The organism is Paenibacillus sp. FSL H7-0323 (assembly GCF_038002725.1).
GTDB lineage: Bacteria > Bacillota > Bacilli > Paenibacillales > Paenibacillaceae > Paenibacillus_AQ > Paenibacillus_AQ odorifer.
Map to the genome: position 1 here is coordinate 5,173,893 of NZ_JBBODB010000001.1, position 18,897 is coordinate 5,192,789.

General features: G+C 47.8%; 12 protein-coding genes. 8 read left to right on the top strand and 4 right to left on the bottom strand.

Annotated elements, in window-relative coordinates; translation table 11 throughout:
- Positions 1 to 101 precede the first annotated feature (101 nt).
- From ald to MHH89_RS23385, 3 genes are all read left to right on the top strand, one after another.
- On the top strand, positions 102 to 1,235 hold the full coding sequence (gene ald / locus MHH89_RS23375; protein ID WP_038568222.1) for an alanine dehydrogenase: 1,134 nt from the start codon (positions 102 to 104) through the stop codon (positions 1,233 to 1,235).
- A 489-nt stretch (positions 1,236 to 1,724) separates the two neighbouring features.
- Complete coding sequence (locus tag MHH89_RS23380; protein ID WP_341088252.1) at positions 1,725 to 2,987, top strand: PucR family transcriptional regulator; 1,263 nt, start codon at positions 1,725 to 1,727, stop codon at positions 2,985 to 2,987.
- A gap of 75 nt (positions 2,988 to 3,062) precedes the next feature.
- Positions 3,063 to 3,791 (top strand): hypothetical protein, encoded by a 729-nt coding sequence (locus tag MHH89_RS23385; protein ID WP_076139027.1) that lies wholly within the window; start codon positions 3,063 to 3,065, stop codon positions 3,789 to 3,791.
- 156 nt (positions 3,792 to 3,947) lie between these two features.
- On the opposite strand, the gene hflX is transcribed toward MHH89_RS23385, so the two are convergent.
- Positions 3,948 to 5,213 carry a GTPase HflX gene (hflX, locus tag MHH89_RS23390; protein WP_076186202.1) on the bottom strand — a complete coding sequence of 422 codons (1,266 nt, stop codon included), beginning with the start codon at positions 5,211 to 5,213 and terminating at the stop codon, positions 3,948 to 3,950.
- 527 nt (positions 5,214 to 5,740) lie between these two features.
- Here hflX and MHH89_RS23395 point away from each other — a divergent pair.
- A complete protein-coding gene (locus tag MHH89_RS23395; protein ID WP_076303188.1) occupies positions 5,741 to 6,541 on the top strand; it encodes a hypothetical protein in 801 nt (266 codons plus the stop codon).
- A gap of 50 nt (positions 6,542 to 6,591) precedes the next feature.
- Here MHH89_RS23395 and MHH89_RS23400 read toward each other — a convergent pair whose 3' ends face one another.
- The gene (locus tag MHH89_RS23400) at positions 6,592 to 9,612 is read right to left on the bottom strand and encodes a DEAD/DEAH box helicase (RefSeq protein ID WP_076306811.1); all 3,021 of its coding nucleotides are present in this window, start codon (positions 9,610 to 9,612) and stop codon (positions 6,592 to 6,594) included.
- Positions 9,609 to 11,255 (bottom strand): SWIM zinc finger family protein, encoded by a 1,647-nt coding sequence (locus MHH89_RS23405; protein ID WP_076303186.1) that lies wholly within the window; start codon positions 11,253 to 11,255, stop codon positions 9,609 to 9,611. Before MHH89_RS23405 ends, MHH89_RS23400 begins: the two co-directional genes overlap by 4 nt.
- Before the next feature lie 409 nt (positions 11,256 to 11,664).
- On the opposite strand from MHH89_RS23405, the gene MHH89_RS23410 reads away from it, so the two are divergent.
- From MHH89_RS23410 to clpB, 4 genes are all read left to right on the top strand, one after another.
- Positions 11,665 to 12,138, top strand: coding sequence for an Hsp20/alpha crystallin family protein (locus MHH89_RS23410; RefSeq protein WP_076186194.1), 474 nt, complete (start codon positions 11,665 to 11,667; stop codon positions 12,136 to 12,138).
- 175 nt (positions 12,139 to 12,313) lie between these two features.
- Entirely contained in the window at positions 12,314 to 13,312 is a 999-nt protein-coding gene (locus tag MHH89_RS23415) for a DnaJ C-terminal domain-containing protein (RefSeq protein ID WP_175618984.1), read from the top strand.
- A 220-nt stretch (positions 13,313 to 13,532) separates the two neighbouring features.
- On the top strand, positions 13,533 to 13,943 hold the full coding sequence (locus tag MHH89_RS23420; protein WP_341088255.1) for a hypothetical protein: 411 nt from the start codon (positions 13,533 to 13,535) through the stop codon (positions 13,941 to 13,943).
- A gap of 656 nt (positions 13,944 to 14,599) precedes the next feature.
- Positions 14,600 to 17,254, top strand: coding sequence for an ATP-dependent chaperone ClpB (clpB, locus tag MHH89_RS23425; RefSeq protein ID WP_076306808.1), 2,655 nt, complete (start codon positions 14,600 to 14,602; stop codon positions 17,252 to 17,254).
- Positions 17,255 to 17,311: 57 nt separating this feature from the next.
- Here clpB and MHH89_RS23430 read toward each other — a convergent pair whose 3' ends face one another.
- Positions 17,312 to 18,889 carry a glycosyltransferase family 2 protein gene (locus tag MHH89_RS23430; RefSeq protein ID WP_340977678.1) on the bottom strand — a complete coding sequence of 526 codons (1,578 nt, stop codon included), beginning with the start codon at positions 18,887 to 18,889 and terminating at the stop codon, positions 17,312 to 17,314.
- Positions 18,890 to 18,897 lie beyond the last annotated feature (8 nt).

Sequence of the window (18,897 nt, forward strand, 5' to 3'; positions counted from 1 at the left end):
TCATGGTAGATAATATTTTAATTTTTTAACAAAATGGGAATGCTAATCATATGTTATCATTCTTTACATAAGGGATCTACATTAGATGGGAGAGATGAATGATGATTATCGGAGTACCTAAAGAAATTAAAAACAATGAAAATCGTGTTGCCATAACCCCTGCGGGTGTAGTTAGTTTAATTACTGAAGGTCATCAAGTGCTCGTAGAAGCTGGAGCCGGTGTGGGCAGCGGATTTCCTAACGAAGAGTATGTCTCTGCCGGAGCACAATTGATTGAGGATGCAGCAAAGGTCTGGAGCTCTGCTGAAATGGTGATGAAGGTAAAAGAACCATTAGCAACTGAGTACCCCTATTTCCGTCCAGGCCTTATTCTATTTACGTATCTTCATCTTGCTCCAGAGCCTGCCTTGGCTGCTGCGCTAAAAGACAAAGGCGTCTTTGCGATCGGATATGAGACGGTTGTTCATGGACGCACCTTGCCGCTGTTAACACCGATGAGCGAAGTAGCTGGCCGGATGTCCGTCCAATTGGGCGCGCAGTTCCTGCAAAAGAACTACGGCGGACAAGGTATTCTTCTTTCCGGAGTTCCTGGCGTTAGTCGAGGTAAAGTGAGTATTATTGGCGGCGGTGTAGTAGGTACTAATGCAGCTAAGATGGCTATTGGCTTAGGCGCAGATGTTACGATAGTTGACCTCAGCGCGGAGAGACTACGTCAATTAGATGATATTTTTGGAGCACAGATTAATACGTTGATCTCTAACCCTTATAATATTGCCAAAGCAGTGGCTGAAGCGGATCTGCTGGTAGGTGCCGTGTTAATTCCGGGTGCTAAAGCACCGAAGCTGGTTACTGAAGAAATGGTCAAGACCATGAAGCCGGGATCAGTGATCGTTGACGTGGCCATTGACCAAGGTGGCATTGTAGAAACCATCGACAGAGTGACGACACATGATAATCCAGTGTTTGTGAAACACGGCGTGCTGCATTATTCCGTGGCTAATATGCCAGGCGCTGTTCCTAAGACCTCAACTATTGCCTTAACAAATGTTACAGTTCCATATGCCCTGCAAATTGCCAATAAAGGTGTGATCAAGGCGATTCAGGATAATGACGGCTTAAGAAGCGGCGTGAATGTAGCCAATGGCAGAATCACCTGCCAAGCTGTTGCCGAAGCGTTGGGTGAGACACCTTATTCGGTTGAGCAAGCCATGGAGCAGACATTCACATTGATCTAAAATAGACGCGTTCCATAATGGAATGAGCCAAACAGCAAGCTCTCTGCGGGGAGCTTGCTGTTTGGCGTTTCTTGCGGTGGAGACCGGGTGGAAGTTGGTCAGTATGGCGTTAAAGTAAATAGATTGCGTTTCAGTGTAATTAGATGCAGTAGATGTTTGCTCGTGCGGTGCTATGGTGGATAGATTACATAGTGAAGTTGGATGGATAGGGTGAAAGCTTTGATGAGAGATTTCCGGGGGTTATTCCCTAAAAACCACTTATAACATTTGGTAATCACCAACAACTATTAAACCTTCCCAAATACCCCGACAAAACTCTCAACAAAACCCCCGCCAAACATCCCCGTCCCAAACACCTTCCTCAACAAGCCGATCTCGCCCCTCACCTAAACCAGCTATTTATCTTATAGTCAGCTAGGGGGATGCATACTATAATGAAATCACTCTAGAGTACAGGATTTGGTTATTCTTCAGGTGGGAGTGAAGCTAGTGACAGATAAGAATCCATTATTTGATCGTTTCTTCGACAGTATGGAATCATTGGCAGATGCGATAAGTGAATCGCTCCAGTCTCAAGTTACCATTGAGGACAGCAATCATCATGTGATTGGCTACAGCTCGCATGAATTTGAGAGTGACTCCGCGCGGATTTCAACGATTATCGGGAAGCGTGTACCTAACACTGTGATTATTGGCTTGCGCAAAAAAGGGATTATGCAGCAGCTGGAGAGTGCGGCACATCCCATTCGAATTCCTGCAGTGCTGGAGGTGGGACTTGGTCCCCGGTTGGCCATTTGTATTAAACATCAAAAGGAAATTCTCGGGTACATATGGGTAGTAGATACAGGCAACCTGGTAGAAGGGCATGCCGAAAATATCGTTGAGAAGGCGGCAGGTATCGTAGGCCGTTATTTACTTAAGCAGCGAGGTTGGAAAACGAAGCAGGACAAAACGCATGAGGACTTTTTCTGGAAGCTGATTACCTCCCACTACGACAACGAAGCAAATATTAAAAAGGATGCGGAATTTTGGTCCATTCTTTTGCCGGAAAAATATTATATTAGCGTGTTTGAAAGTGACAAGGTAATCGATGATCATTTAATACTCCGGTTTCGGCAGGTTATGGCATCTTATTCCGGACTGCAATTACTATTTCTGACGGCTGAGCATAATCGGCTGATTATTTTGTTTTCCTTCAGCTTTGTGATCGAGGGGGCGGGTGGATTATCTTCATTCCTGCATAAAACAATGGAGGATATGTATAAGAGTGAAGGCTGCACACTGGCTGCTGGCTGTAGTCTCGATTACACTGAATATATGTCCGCGGCTATTGCCTATTGGGAAGCGGTGTCCATTGTGGAGATCAAAAAGCTGCTGCCTTTTCATGGGCGGGAGCTGCTATTGTACGAGGAGATTGGATTTTGGGCATATATACCGGCTATTATGGAGCAAAAGCGCAGTCGAATTCGTAAAAGCCCGTTGCTATATCCGCTAAAAGAACATGATCGCGAGCATAAAAGTGATTTTCTCAAAACCATCGCTGTCTATTTATCATTAAGCGGCAATTTAAAGGAATCCGCGGCTTTTTTACATATACACACTAATACATTGCTTTATAGATTAAACCGAATTGCAGAGATTACGGGCAAAAGCTTGAAGGATACGGGTTATCGCACTTCTATTTTCCTGGATATTTTGACGGAAGAGACACGGCAGCTTAACCAGTGGTTCGTGGATGCCAGGGAATCATGAGAATTAAGCACCAACCCGGTGACGAACACGTACAATAACCTATATTTAGAACCTATAACATTGGAGGGACTAAGCATGGTGAAGGAAGTTCGTTCACCCGATGCCCTTGACTTTGAGCGCAAAATGAGAGAAAGCATCGTGGAATCGGCTGAAGCTTTAAATGAAAGTGGAGTGGATTTTGCAACATTTGATGATTCCCGCTGCAATCCGCAGTTTTGGACACGTACAGAGATTGGTGGACTTCAGCTGAACACTGGCGTAGAGCCCACAGTGGGAATTAAAGATATTTTTCGGAATGGTCATTTATATGCCTTTGAATGCGCGACAGCCATGGTCATTGTTATGTATCGGGCGACGATTGAAGCTATAGGTGAGGAAGCGTTTAATCAGTATTTCAAGGATTTGTTCTTATGGGACTGGAATTACGATGAGAATCTACGCTTAATTACAAACTACAACAAGGAACTAACGCAGCGGGGAGACGTTGTATATTTCAAGAATCCCGATCATGCTCCGAGCAAGCCAGAATGGCAGGGCGAGAATGCAATTAAACTCGAAAATGATCTGTTCTACGGCCATGGCATAGGGATTACTACTGGAGAGATCATCATAGACTCTCTGAATCAGGAAAGAGTATATGGGAGTGATATCTCGGCCTATTTAACGGATGAATCGGTGCATCCAGACTTTAATTACTTACAGCGGTTATCTGCAGGAACGGTTTTACCGGCAGCCAACAATAGAAGCTTCCGATACACTGTATGTTCAAGAATAGGGTCTAGAAACTATATTTATAAGATCTAGCGTCTGCCTATTTTATACTTACTGAGCAATGCAAAGAGAGGGCTCTTTTGTATTGTTCATTTTTTTATTCACAAAAGAAAGGGATAGAGCTTCAGATAACTCTGAAAACTCTATCCCTCTTTTTTAATTAAGGATTACCACGTCGTTTCTAATTTGTTATAGCTCAATAAAATCGTTGCGGAATTTCTCAAAATCAGATTTTCTGCATTCCAGCTCAAGGCGTGTGCCTGTTTCTTCATAGCTAGTAGATTGAACATGGGCGTGTTCATTGAAATAGGAGACTACATTACCCCGATCAAATGGAACCAGAATCTCACACTGGACATAGTCCGTAAAAACATGGCTGCGGATCAGAGCGGTAAGTTCAGCCATTCCACTATTTTTCTTGGCGGAAAGGTAGACATTGTCACCTTCAATTTGCGGGTAAGGCAAATCAGTCAGATCAGCTTTATTATAGGCATAGATCGTTGGAATCTGGTCAGCGCCGAGTGCTTTGAGCGTCTCATCTGTAACCGCCATATGCTGTTGATGCTGCGGATCGGAAATATCGACTACGTGAATCAATAAGTCCGCTTCGGTAACCTCTTCAAGAGTGGAGCGGAACGCTTTGACCAGATGATGGGGAAGCTGGCTGACGAATCCGACAGTATCTGTTAATAAAAAGGTTTTGTGATCAGGCAGCTCAATGCTGCGAACCGATGTCTCTAGTGTAGCGAACAGCATATCCTTGGCGAATACTTGTTTATGGGAACCCGGATGGTAAGTCTCTACCATGACATTCATTAAGCTGGATTTTCCGGTGTTCGTATAGCCTACCAGGCAGACGACGGGAACTTCATTTTTATGCCGTTGTTTCCGCTGGATTTGACGTCTTGCTACTTGTTGTTGCAGTTCAACCTGTAAAGCAGTAATCCGCTCTTCAATTCTTCTGCGGTCCAGCTCTAGCTTGGTTTCACCAGCACCTCTGTTTTTAAGTCCAGCTCCGCCACCTTGTCTGCCCAGCGACTCACGAAGACCTGTGAGGCGCGGCAGCATATATTGCAGCTTGGCTACTTCAACTTGCAGCTGGGCTTCCTTGGTCTTCGCTCTTTCCGCAAAAATATTCAAGATCAGAATGGTCCGGTCAATGACCTGACGATCCAGTGCGGACTCCAAATTGCGGATCTGTGAAGGTGACAGTTCGTCGTTAAAAATAACAATAGGAGCATCGTGTGCCTCTAAAAGTGCCGATAATTCCTCGATTTTACCTGTCCCGATATAATGGGAGGGGTTAATTCGACTTGCCTTTTGACTAAGCTCTCCTACGACTTCAAGGTCACAGGCAACTGCCAGATTGCTCAGCTCTTCCATCGAATAGGCGAAATTCGTTTCGTTCTGAAGCTGGACACCGACTATAATTGCTTTTTCTCGTATTTGTTCCATATATTTATTCATCCTCCAATAGTAAATAATAAACGCAAAAAAACACAGGCAATCTGCCTGTGCTTACGGTTCGTTAGAGGACGTCAGAGTTAGGGCCTTCCATAGGTAGAATGAATTAAACAACAGTCCAGTCGCAGGGAAGAGTCACTTTGATCCCTTGCGAGCAGCAGTTGGCTAATTGGCTTCTATGGATGTTCAATTCTTAAAGGAATGGAGGTGAAGAGAATCCTCCCTACACGCTGTTGTTAAATTATCGGGTTACCTTTAAAAATGGGTAGACCAATCCTGAGTCCTCTGCACATGGGCAGAGCTTTAGCGCTATTCAATTAGCCGCGCAAAGTTCTAACTCGGATAAAGTCTATCACACGTAACCCTCCGTTCATAAAAAGTTAAGTCGAGTTTACCACATTCGTTATTTAGTGGCAAATCTCTATTTATGCTCTGGAACATCTCTTGTATTTTAATTATACCCAATAATTCTAAACAATGTTTACATATCATATATGAATTGATATATAGGAGGTGTGATGACATTGCCTGTTCTGTCCACAAACACCATTATTAATTTACCAGTCGACGGTACTCGGCCAATAGATCAAGTAGTGATCAAAGTTGTCAACAATGGATCGGCTGGCGCGTTTTGTTATATTACGGGCTTATCCAATAGTGTCAGTCCCCAGGCCATTTTTGTTGAAGAGTTATTTGAGCTGCAATATCAGGAGACCTTAAGCAAGACCTATGTCATGGTAGAGGATTTATTCCAATTTAATTTTGTATATTCACAGGAGCAGATGAAGATTCAGGTTTTCCTTGTTGATGCGGAAGGTGTATGGACGGCCGTTGATCTTGAAGTGTTTCAAGTGAGCCGAATAACTTCGGAAATACGTGATAACGTGACCGTTACATCGACTGACTTCGCAGCGATCAGCTTTATGAGACGTCCTGGCTTTGCTATTCCACAAGGTCTTGCGGCTGAGATTCGACCGGCAGCTTTAGATGTTATGTCCAAAAGACCTGTGCGATATATGGTCGTTGCAGGCGGGACCCTTGATGGGGCCTTCGAGAATTATCCTACACCGACTACGAATATTCCTGTCACGGACACGGCGCTGCTAGTGAACTATACCTGCACTACGGTCACGGGTGGAAAAGTTATTATGCAAGGTACAGGATCAGGGATTTCTGGGGCGTATGCGAATCTGGCGGTCAATTTACTTAATGAGCGACTCTCATACGAGTTCCATGATGAACCTGTCACATTGGTGGTAAACTCCCTCTCGGGCGGGGACGATCTCGCAGTCACCTTTAAAATGTCCGAGCAATGGTAATTATTCTTGTGAAAAAGGAACATTCGCATTTACGCGAATGTTCCTTTTTGCTAGTCATTTAAGTCACGACGCAAGGTGAAGAGATCTTTCAGAGCCTCTGTGGACAGCTCGGTAATCCAGCCTTCCGAGCTGGAGATCACATTATCGCTGAGCTGCTGTTTATTCTCCAGCATCTCATCAATCCGTTCTTCGAGTGTGCCCAGGGCGATGAATTTATGCACCTGCACATCACGAGTCTGGCCCATGCGGTAAGCGCGGTCAGTTGCTTGATTCTCCACCGCTGGATTCCACCAGCGGTCGAAGTGGAATACGTGATTGGCTGCAGTTAAGTTCAGGCCAACTCCCCCAGCTTTGAGTGAAAGGATGAATACATTCGGCTGATCAGACGGCGATGTGTCTGGGCGTGTAGACCCATCTTCCGCCGAAGGGGCTGGTGTCTGAAACCGCTCGATCATGCGGTCGCGCGCCTGTTTGGAGGTACTTCCGTTCAAATAAAGGACGGGTTCGCCCAGCTCCTGCTGGAGAACCGCCTGAAGCATTTTTCCCATACCCACATATTGAGTAAAAATCAGGCAGCGCTCGTCTTCCGCGCGCAGCTCCTTAACCATGTCCAGCAGTCTTTCGAGTTTGGAGGAGCGGTTAATAAGAAAGCTGGTATCCAGTTTATTGTCTGTATCAAGCTCAGGGATAGCTTCTTTTGTCACAAGCATCGGGTGATCGCATAGCTGCTTAAGCCCGGTCAGAGCTCCGAGAATTGCCCCTTTGCGCTCAATGCCTTCCAGCTTCTTCATCCGTTCCAACAGTCCGTTTACGGTTTGATCGTAAAGCGCCGCTTGTTCGGCTGTCAGATGAACATAGGTTTTCATTTCATTTTTATCAGGTAGATCGAGCTGTATATTAGGGTCTTTTTTCTTGCGGCGCAGCATGAAGGGTTTTACTAGATTTTGTAGGTCCGCTGTACGTTTCGCGTCGCGTTCCTTTTCAATAGCATTTGTGAATCGGTCATTAAAAGACTTGGCGCTGCCCAGATAACCTGGGGTTATAAAATCATAAATGGACCACAGCTCGGATAATCTGTTCTCTATCGGCGTCCCTGTTAAGGCGACCCGGTGTAGAGCTGGAAAACTACGTACAGCTGCGGATTGTTTGGTTTGGGCATTTTTGATATTTTGAGCTTCATCCAGGCAGATCGTCGCCCAAGTGAATTCCTTTAGCAGCTCTTGGTCAAGCGCAGCAGTCGCATAAGAGGTCAGTACCACATCGGCTTGCGAAGCTGCGCCATAGAAGAATCCCGCGTCCAGACGGCGGCTTCCGTAATGAAGCATAACATTCAACGAAGGCGCGAAGCGTTGCAGCTCCTTCTGCCAATTGCCTAACACAGAGGTCGGGCAGATGATCAATGAAGGCCAGCCTGGTGGGTCGGTCTGCCGCCGGGCTGAGCTTGCATCCGTGTTTTCTTGGATGTGTAGCAGATAGGCGATGAGCTGTACTGTTTTGCCTAGCCCCATATCATCGGCTAGACAGGCCCCCAGCCCAAAGCGGCGCAGAAAGGTCAGCCAAGCGAATCCTTCATGCTGATAGGTGCGCAGCTCCGCTTTAAGGCCTGCGGGTACGGGCGGCTTAGGCCATTCTGAGCGCTGGCCCAGCTGACCGATAAGGCTGATCAAATGCTCGTTCAGCTCTACCTCCAGACGCAGACGCGCGGCATCCTCTTGCAGCTGCTCTTCCGTAGCTTCAGCGTCTGCCTCTTCACCAGCTCCTAGCAAGTGGAGCTGAAGCACGTCTTGGAAGGACAAGCCTTGCGACTTGTCCATTCCCGCCATGGCTCTTTGGATTTGCGCCAGCAGAGCCGGATCGAGTGAGACCCATTTGCCCTTGAAGCGGACGAGCCGTTCCCCTCTTGCGACCAGCTCGGCAAATTCGGCTTCAGTGAGATCCGCATCGCCGATGGAGATTCGCCAATCGAAATCGATGATCGAATCGAGACCGAACAGCGACTCGCCGCCGCTGCGTTTGTCTTCGCCGGAGCTGATCTTCGCTCGCAGGCGCGGCTTTTTCCGGCTGGCGGCTTCCCACCACGCCGGCAGCAGCACTTGCCAGCCTGCTTCCAGCAGCCGCTGGCTCTCGGCCGTCAAGAACCGCCAGGCGATGGCATCGCTCAGCGGTTCGGCCAGCACATCGCCGCCCGCCGCGAAGCGCTCGGGCGGCAGACTGCCGCGGAGGCGCTCCAGCCATCCCGCGGCCCGTTCATGCACGTGAGCCGACCACGCGGTCGGCCACAAGCCGTACGGCTCGCCGTTATCGGCGAGCCTGATGGGAACAAGCGCGGATTCATCGCGCTTGTCCTGAAGGATCAGCTGCAGCCGCCAATAGGATTCATCCTCATCGGGCTCCAGCAGCTGTAGAGCGGGCCGGAAAGGCGCGGTGTCCGCCTTCCAGCCAATGGCGATAAGCCACGCGGCGGTATCCATGCCCGCTGCAAGTGCTCCGCTTCTATCGAAGAGAAGCGGGAATTCGCTGCGGAGGTCGCCGGCCTCGGCCTCCGTGCTGTAATAGCGCTGCGATACGGCGGCAGAGAACGCCGCACGTAATCCACGGCTAAATTCGCTGCCGCCATTTAGCGCCTCAAGGGCTCCCTTAGCAGTGTCACTGTCCACTGCCACCTGCGCAAGAGCCCCCTCGTCCCAAGTCCATTGCAGCCTCCCGGCGCGGTAGGCGGAGATGTCGGGAATATACTGTTTGTGCTCCAGACATATAGCCAGAAGTGGCGCCAGTTCTGTGAGGTGGGCGGCATCGCCCTCCCAGCTCCATTCGATATGCGCCAAAAGCTTCTGCTCGGCAAAGAAGGGGATGACCTGCTCAGCAGGAAGAATCACTAGCTCCACGCCTTCGCCAGCTGGCTGCACGGTTAACTCCGTACCATAAAAAGACGCCTCATGCCAGGCGAAAAGCCGCTGCTTAAGCTGCAAGCCCGGCACGAGATCTTCGCGCTCATTCATTCCAAATATTAAAGCATCGCCATACTGGCTTAATGCAAGCCGGATGGTTAGCGTGCGTAAATGCATGTTCATGGTATTAGCTTTCCTTTCCGAAGCTCCTCTTGCAGCGCACGGAGCCTGCTATGCCTAATGGCGAAGGCAGTGAGGAACTCTTCCCAGCGTTCTTCTTGTTTCAGCTTTTTATACAGCTTGGATAATCGTTTCAATAATTTCACAGCCGCTTTGTAGCTATGTCTGTTCTTATCCAGCACGAATCTTTCGGCGGCCTGATGGTAAAAGGGCAGCAGAACCTCAGGTGCATTCTTTTCCACCGGTTGGAGGTCTTTGACACGAAATTCGGAGGGCTGTTTACCGATGGACAGCTGATAATCCATCCAGGTCTGCCATTTCTCATAGGTGATTAGCTTCTCTTCATAGACTTCGCCAGAGATAGGTAACATGGTGGCTAGTGTGTCCCACATTTGCAGCTCAGCTTCAGGCAGGTGGCGAACAGCTTCTTCCCAACTGGTTGAATAGCTATTGAGATTATAGAGTCTGCTGCTCAGCAGTGGACCGATCTGAACAAGCCAACCCACCAACCGGGACCAGTCCCCTGCATCCAGCAGCGGAGAGGTGAAGCTCATGAGCTCATCGGGATGGAGACCCGGGCGCTCGGCAGCCTTATTCAGTAAGTCCCAAGCCTTCTGGTCATCCATCAGATAGTAATACATGCGGCTCTGAGCTAACAGCCACGCATGTTGTGACAGGGAAGCGCCTAATTCACCTTCTGCTTGCTGCAGCTGTTCGATTTCATTCAGGTAAAGCTTAGTTCCACCTGTATTCGGATAAATCCAATTTCTCCACAGCAGATCATAGCTAAGAGAAAAAGAGGGTTGATCCCGTGAGCGATCCCGCGACTCCGTCAACATCTCGCGCCGCAGATAAGATAAAGTATCGATGACGTATGGCCATAGATCCTGCTCTTGCTCGGGGGACAGCGGAAGTGTCTTTTTTAAAAGACCTGTGATTACTTCCTGTAGCTCTGAGACTGCTACCTGTGTGTAATAACCAAGAGAAGGGGCGTAAGCGGCCTGACCGACGGATTGCGTGGAAGGCTTAGCGAGCTTTTCCAACAGATAAAGATGAGCATGCAGAGTGAACAGCTTCTCCGTTTCCGGAAGCATTTTTGGTTTGAATTTATTAATTGCAGACAAGGCCCGACTCACATATTCAGGATTTCGGGTAGTATGGGCTAGAGGGGAGATACAGAATTCAAAATACTCCCGCCACTCCATTATTTTTCCGCTAGCGATGCGGTTGGCCATCTCTTTCATTTGCTGCTGACGAGTTGCATCGGCTCCAATAGAAGTACTTGTTGCTGTACTTGATATTTTAGGCAAAAAGGATGCAGCTTTAGCGTTAGCCAAAACCTGTACAGATCTATTTTGTTGTTCGGCATAATTCAACAGCACGGCAGCCATATGCTTGCAATGACCTGATACTGGACAATTACAATGACAATTGGTGAAGCCGTCGAGATCAATGGTGACGCGGTAATCCTCTCTACCTTCAACTAGAGCGTTAATCTTACAAGGCTCCGTCATGGTAAACGGCTGCACTCGATTTTGTTTATAATATTGGAACCCCCGCTTGAGGGTAAGATCATCGAAATAATAGGCGACATTTTGGATGAGCTTACTCCACTGCGTATCATCCATAGGATAGGTTGGTTGCATACAATTGGTCTCCTGTAACGAAAATGGTCTTTAGTTGTCTTTCATTATATCACTTCTGCTGGCTTCATCTTTAAATCGTTAAATTTTGATAGATCATAAGAAAACTCTGTTTAAAAGCTGGCGTGAAGATGATTAGAAGCTAATGGCTTGTATTGAACGGAAGGTATGAACATATAATAATCGTACTGCAAGTTGGATCATGATTATATAGGTGTCATTTACGAAAGATCAAACAAAGGTCAAAATTGGTCAAATAAATAAAAAGAACTAATTTTGTTGTGGAAAATCAGCTAATTCGCCTGAATTTGAGCGGTAATCGGCTTAAATCGGTTTTGTTATTCCTCGGGTAGGGGACTATAATAAGGTCATAGGTCAAATAAAGTCAAAGTCAATGAGAGGAGAATGGATAATGTTTGATATGGTTCCTTTTGGTAAACGTAGAGATGATGCTTTTGGTGTGCTGGCTAAGTCCTTGAATGATGTTTTTAATGATGATTTTTTTGCACCGATTAAGAGCTCCACGATGTCCTTCAGAACAGATATTCGTGAGAGTGAGCAGGCTTACCTGATTGAAGCTGAACTTCCTGGTTTGAAAAAAGAAGAAATCGACATTGATTATGCCAGTCCTTATTTGACGATTAAAGCTGTACGTAAGGAAGAAAATGCCGAGGAGAACAAGGAACATCAGATTGTACGCAGAGAACGTCGATATGGTGAATATGTGCGCAGATTCTATGTTCAAGATATTGCCGAGGAAGAAATTCGCGCGTCTTTGAAAGATGGAGTGCTGAAGCTGGAAGTTCCCAAACGGCAAAAAATGCAAGGTAAACGCATCGAGATTCAAGACGGAGATTCTAATTCTACGGGTTCGCAGTCTGAATAAGCATAAATTAAGCGGAATGAACTTCCGCTCAGTCTTTTAGAGATGGCAGCGGGCTTTTAATATAGTGTTATGAATAGAAGGCGCATTGTAGTGGAGGATTCCGGCTATGGTGCGTCTTTTCTCGGAGTGCAATGGTGGTCAATATGAGAATAGGGATGGAAAGGAGGAAGCGCGAGTGGCTAGTAAAAGCTATTATGATGCTTTGGGTGTGAGCAAAAAAGCTACTAAACAGGAAATTAAAAAGGCTTATCAGAAGCTTGCCAAGAAGTGGCATCCCGATGTTAACAAAGCCCCTGAGGCAGAGGCGAAATTCAAAGAAGCAGCTGAAGCCTATGAAGTGCTTGGTAATGAGGATAAACGGAAACTCTATGATGAAGAGCTGCTTTATGGAGCTCAACGTGGCAGAGCTAGTGGAGGGGCGGCGAGTGGAGCCTCCTCTTGGGATTCAAACTTTGGTGGAAGTGGAAGCTGGAACGGTGGAACTTATTCAACAGGAGGTTCTGGTATTTCGGAGGAAGATTTATTCGGGATGTTTTTTGGGAATCGGGGCTCGGCGGATCGGGCTGGCTTTGATTTTTTCTCGGGAAGTGGAACGGGACGTGCGAATGGCAATCCGTGGGGCGAGGCCCGTAGTACCATGCAGGCGCAGCTGGATATTACCTTGGAGCAGGCTTATAAAGGCGCTACTGTAAGAGTACAGGTCAGTGACAAAACGGTGGATGTGAACATTCCGCCTAGATCCTATGAGGGTACAATTATTAAAATCGCGGGAAACACTCCGGGTGGCGACGTGCTGCTGGCACTTCATATTCTTCCTCATGATATTTATGAGATTCGCGATGGCGACTTATATGGCATGGTTGAAATCGCTCCTTGGCAAGCGGTATTGGGTGGAGAAGTGAAGGTTCCATTACCGGGGGGCGGCGCCGTGAAATTGAAGATTCCAGCAGGAATTCAGAGCGGCAAAACGCTACGTATCCCCGGCAAGGGCTTAAAACGTGAGAATGGTGCGAACGGCGATATTTTATTTGGAATTGAGATTGTTATCCCTGAACCTATCAGCGAAGCGGAGAAAAATCTCTACCGAAAGCTGGCAGACTCCAGCCCTTTCGAAGCCAGAGCTAAACGTCAAAGCACTGGCACCCAGCGGCAGAAGGCGAAAGTGGGTAATTAATAGATAGGTAGAAGAGGTAGAGGTGAGGTGATTACACTCGTTTGTGATCAACTCTGGTTGGTGAATAAGGTGATTTGAATGCTAGTAGCAGAACAGTAACTTATTTAGCCACTAACTATAAATGAACGTTTCGCTCAAACGGTGAAAGTCGGCACTATGGTGGGAAAAGAGAGTCAAAAGTGCTTTCGAAAGTGCCTTCGAGAGTGCCAAACTGGGATCGATGGTCGAAAAGAAAGGCAAAAATGCCTTAGAAAGCGCTGAATTAAGCTCGTTGGTCGAAAAGAAAGGCAAAAGTGCCTTCGAAAGTGCCGAATTAGGCTCGATGTGCGAAAAAAGAAGCAAAAGTGCCTTCGAAAGTGCCGAATTAGGCTCGATGTGCGAAAAGAGAAGCAAAAGTGCCTTAGAAAGTGCCGGATGGAGATCGTTGGTCGAAAAGAGAAGCAAAAGTGCCTTAGAAAGCGCTGAAATTGGCTCGATGTGCGAAAAAAGAAGCAAAAATGCCTTAGAAAGTGCCGAAATTGGCTCGATGTGCGAAAAAAGAAGCAAAAATGCCTTAGAAAGTGCCGGATGGAGATCGTTGGTCGAAAAGAGAAGCAAAAGTGTCTTCGAAAGTGCCGAATGGGGCTCGTAGGTCGAAAAGAACGGTAAAAATCCCGTAGAATGAGCGCAAACCAGCTAGTTACTCGAAAAGAGCGGCAAAAATCCCGTAGAATGAGCGCAAACCAACTAGTTACTCGAAAAGAACAGTATAAATCCCGCAGAATGAGTGCAAACCAACTAGTTACTCGAAAAGAACGGTAAAAATCCCGTAGAATGAGTGCAAGCCAACTAGTTACTCGAAAAGAACGGTAAAAATCCCGTAGAATGAGTGCAAACCAGCTAGTTACTCGAAAAGAACGGTAAAAATCCCGCAGAATGAGTGCAAACCAGCTAGTTACTCGAAAAGAGCGGCAAAAATCCCGTAGAATGAGCGCAAACCAACTAGTTACTCGAAAAGAACGGTATAAATCCCGTAGAATGAGTGCAAACCGACTAGTTACTCGAAAAGAACGGTAAAAATCCCGTAGAATGAGTGCAAACCAACTAGTTACTCGAAAAGAACGGTAAAAATCCCGCAGAATGAGCGCAAACCAGCCAGTTACTCGAAAAGTACGGTATAAATCCCGTAGAATGAGCGCAAACCAGCCAGTTACTCGAAATAAGCGGGATAAATCCCACTAAATTAACCTATCCCCGGCCCAAAAGGCCGATTTAATATAATCACTCTTAAATAGAAAGGTGAGAGCTATGGATTTCAATAAATTAACTCAAAAGCTGCAGGAAGCAGTAGCTGCGGCGCAGTCGCTGGCATCAGACAGCGGTCATCAGGAGATCGATAATCTCCATCTGTTAAAAGCGTTGCTTCAGCAGCAAGAAGGATTGCTGCCAAGATTGCTGCAAAAGATGAATATCCCTGTGGCTGAGCTGATGCGCAGCACAGATGAACTGCTTCAACGCAAGCCGAGCATCAGCGGGTCAGGAGCAAGCACGGTACGGCGTTACGCCTCGCAATCGCTGATTCATCTGCTGGAGCAGGCGGAGAAGGAAGCGGCGAAGATGCAGGATGAGTTTGTTTCTGTGGAGCATGCGGTGCTGGCCATGGTGTCGGATTCGAGCGGGGAGAATCGTGAGCTAAGGGATCTTTTTGTCCGCCGTGGGCTGACCCGTGAGAAGCTGATGTCGGTGCTTGCTGAGATTCGTGGACATCAGCGGGTAACCAGCCGGGAGCCAGAAGCTACTTATGAGGTGCTGGAGAAATACGGCCGTGATCTTGTAGCAGAGGTTCGCGCGGGCAAGATTGATCCAGTCATTGGTCGTGATGGCGAGATCCGCCGGGTAATCCGGATTTTGTCCCGTAAAACGAAAAATAACCCTGTGCTGATCGGTGAACCAGGTGTAGGGAAAACAGCCATTGTGGAAGGCTTGGCCCACCGGATCGTGCGCAAAGACGTGCCAGAGGGGCTGAAGGATAAGACGATTTTTTCACTGGATATGAGTTCACTTGTGGCAGGCGCCAAGTTCCGTGGTGAATTCGAAGAACGCCTGCAGGCGGTATTGAGGGAGGTTCGCGAAAGTAACGGCCGCATTATTCTTTTTATTGATGAGCTGCATACGATTGTGGGCGCAGGTAAAACCGAAGGCTCGATGGATGCGGGCAATATGCTGAAGCCGATGTTGGCCCGGGGTGAGCTGCACTGTATCGGTGCCACAACGCTCGATGAATATCGCAAATATATAGAGAAGGACCCTGCGCTGGAGCGCCGTTTCCAACAGGTGCTCGTGAGCGAACCCGATGTAGAGGATACGATCTCCATTTTGCGTGGTCTGAAGGAGCGGTTTGAAGTCCACCACGGGGTCAAAATCCATGACAGCGCCCTAGTAGCCGCAGGGGTATTGTCCAATCGTTATATTACGGATCGATTTTTACCGGATAAGGCGATTGACCTAGTGGACGAGGCTTGCGCCATGATCCGCACAGAGATAGACTCCATGCCGGGTGAGATGGATGAAGTGACCCGCCGCCTGATGCAGATGGAGATTGAAGAAGCAGCGCTTAAAAAAGAAACCGATGACGCCAGCAAACGCCGTCTCGAAATATTGCAGCGCGAGCTCGCTGACCTGAAGGAGAAGCAGCTAGGAATGACGGCGCGCTGGGAGAAAGAGAAGTCGGCCATCCAAGGGATTCGCGACCTCAAAAAACGGCTGGAGCAAGCACGTAAGGATCTGGTCGATGCACAGGAGGAATATGATCTTAATAAGTCAGCCGAACTGAGCTACGGCATTATTCCTGATCTGGAGCGTCAGCTGAAAACAGCGGAAGAAGCGGCACAGCAAGACCAGGATACAAGATTGCTACGTGAGGCTGTTACTGAAGAGGAAATTGCAGATATTGTCTCCCGCTGGACCGGCGTTCCGGTTAGCCGACTGGTAGAAGGTGAGCGGGATAAGCTCCTGCGTCTGGAGGATACGCTGCATGAACGGGTAGTGGGCCAAGACGAAGCTGTCAGCTTGGTGGCCGATGCAGTGCTTCGGGCAAGAGCGGGAATCAAAGATCCGAATCGCCCGATTGGCTCATTCCTGTTCCTTGGCCCGACGGGTGTAGGGAAGACTGAGCTCGCTAAGTCGCTTGCGGTATCTCTTTTTGACCGCGAAGATGGGATGATCCGTATAGATATGTCGGAGTATATGGAAAAGCATAGTGTCTCCCGTCTCGTCGGCGCACCTCCAGGATATGTTGGATATGAGGAAGGCGGGCAGCTCACGGAAGCTGTGCGGCGTCGGCCTTATACTGTAGTGCTGCTCGATGAAGTGGAGAAGGCGCATCCCGATGTGTTTAACATTCTGTTGCAGCTGCTTGATGATGGACGGCTGACTGATTCACAGGGCCGAATGGTTGACTTCAAGAATACAATCATCATTATGACTTCCAATATCGGTTCACCTCATCTGATTCAAGGCACCGATGAAAACGGTCAGCTCACGGAAGCTGCCAAGGATAGAGTGATGAAGGAACTGAGTGGTCATTTCCGTCCAGAGTTCCTGAATCGGGTGGATGACATTGTAATGTTCAAGCCGCTGACACTGGGTGAGATCGAGAAAATTGTGGACAAACTGGTGGATGGATTGCGTCTACGTCTGGCAGAACGGGAGATCGGGCTGGCATTAACTGAATCGGCGGTGCGTTTTATCGCTAAGGAAGGTTTTGATCCTGTGTATGGGGCAAGACCGTTGAAAAGATTTATCCAGCGCAGCTTGGAGACACGTGTGGCGCGTGCGATTATTGCTGGTGAAGCCGCAGAGGGATCAGTTATTCAGGTGGATGAATCCGGCAACGAGCTGACAGTAACCATTCTGAAGCCAGAAGTCGATGGACCAGAGAGTTCTGAATTGAGTTCTGAATAAAAAAAGGGCGTTCACAAAACCCTAATGGTTTTGTGAACGCCCTTTTTATTGTAAGCCTCATTCCACCCAAGGGATTAGATGAGGCTGTTCATCCAAGATGGACATGTACTGCTCTTTCCAGCCGTATTTGCCGTCGGGGTCGAGGAGCATATAACGCAGATATTTTTCCAGCCGGAACTCGGCTTTGGACCAACCGAGATGCTTGAGCCGCAGGTTGCTTAGCTGATGAGACAGCTCGAAGATATTTTCCGGGAACCGCCCACAGTGCTGTGGGGATTCATTCCATACATAGTTGAAGTCTTCTTTATAGCGAAGCAAAAAAGGGCGGTAGTTCAGATGAGAGCGCCAGTAGGTATCCTCCCTGTAATGGTTCGCGTTCCATAAATCGTAAAGGCGGAAGCAGAACAGATCGACCCCATCTGCATACAGCAAGGAATCTATATTTTCTGCAAAGCTGGCTTCAAAGATCTCATCCGCGTCCAGACTCAGAATCCACTCGGGATTTGTCTTTAGGACTTCCTCCCACTGCTGTTTTCGCAGCTCAATTTCATTGCTGAACTTGGATTCGGTATTATGCACGAGATGAACGGGAATGCCTTCAAGTGCTTCCAGACAGACAGCTGCCGTATTGTCGGTGCTGCCGTCATCAATAATGACAGCCTCATCGATATATTTGCGGTGTTCCTCCAGAACCTGTCGCAGGAAGCGCCCGCTTTCATTTTTTACAACCATGGTAAGGGTTAGCTTGGGACGCTTTTTTGTTATAGGAGCAGCTGCAACCTCATTGGAATTTTCCTCGATGGGTGTGGGTGCCGATTCAGCTTTTACCCCTGTTGTTTCTCTGATAAAATCTTCAACCTTGTTCAAATCACTATCTCTGTACAAATGAAGGGCAGGATAATGGGTGTCAACAAATAGCGGAATGCCAAGGGCCGCGGCACGAATGCAGAAATGGCGATCCTCGCCCCAGTATGATATGTTCCGGATCTGATTGTAGCTCACCCCGGCTTTTATCGCATGCTGGCTAATCAATGTACAAGCGCCGAGACCCCCCACTTCATAGATTCCAGGATTGCGGAGTTTGGCTATGAATTCATGAAATCTGCGGTTGATCTCCTCGGGTTGCAGTTTTTCGCCGGGAAGTATCTCCCACTGATTATATTCGTCATGCATCCAGACCTGCGGCTGAAACATGGTATCTGGCTGCCACTGTGTCCAAAATACCTCTGAAATAATATCTTTGTTCGTCCCTATTAGATGACTTAGCGTATCGGGGTGGAGGATGAGGTCTGAGTCGATCAGGAACAGGTAGTCGTAGTTCAGGGTTTGCGCTCGGTTTATCATGAGGTTTTTGAAGTTGGCGACTTTCCAGACTAAATCAGAATTCCAATAGTGAGTCGTATCATTGCGAATGTACGCATCGTTAAAGCCGGAGCTTTGAATAAAAATATGCTCGCCCTTGCTTTTAAATTCCTGGAGCAGCCGGCTGGATTCCTCATCATCATTGTCATCAATCAGATGGAAATCCAGTTCGATTTGCTCGATATTCAAGCGCAGCAGGGAATTCAGAAATTCCCGTAATACATTGGGCTTTTGATGGATCGGGCTGCCGATTAATACGCGTGTCTTATTCATTGCGGCCT

Coding starts and splice junctions, on each gene's coding strand:
- MHH89_RS23405 (WP_076303186.1), bottom strand. CDS start 11,255: ATGCAACCAACCTATCCTATGGATGATACGCAGTGGAGTAAGCTCATC.
- MHH89_RS23395 (WP_076303188.1), top strand. CDS start 5,741: ATGACATTGCCTGTTCTGTCCACAAACACCATTATTAATTTACCAGTC.
- hflX (WP_076186202.1), bottom strand. CDS start 5,213: ATGGAACAAATACGAGAAAAAGCAATTATAGTCGGTGTCCAGCTTCAG.
- MHH89_RS23400 (WP_076306811.1), bottom strand. CDS start 9,612: ATGAACATGCATTTACGCACGCTAACCATCCGGCTTGCATTAAGCCAG.
- ald (WP_038568222.1), top strand. CDS start 102: ATGATTATCGGAGTACCTAAAGAAATTAAAAACAATGAAAATCGTGTT.
- MHH89_RS23385 (WP_076139027.1), top strand. CDS start 3,063: ATGGTGAAGGAAGTTCGTTCACCCGATGCCCTTGACTTTGAGCGCAAA.
- clpB (WP_076306808.1), top strand. CDS start 14,600: ATGGATTTCAATAAATTAACTCAAAAGCTGCAGGAAGCAGTAGCTGCG.
- MHH89_RS23420 (WP_341088255.1), top strand. CDS start 13,533: ATGGTCGAAAAGAAAGGCAAAAATGCCTTAGAAAGCGCTGAATTAAGC.
- MHH89_RS23410 (WP_076186194.1), top strand. CDS start 11,665: ATGTTTGATATGGTTCCTTTTGGTAAACGTAGAGATGATGCTTTTGGT.
- MHH89_RS23430 (WP_340977678.1), bottom strand. CDS start 18,889: ATGAATAAGACACGCGTATTAATCGGCAGCCCGATCCATCAAAAGCCC.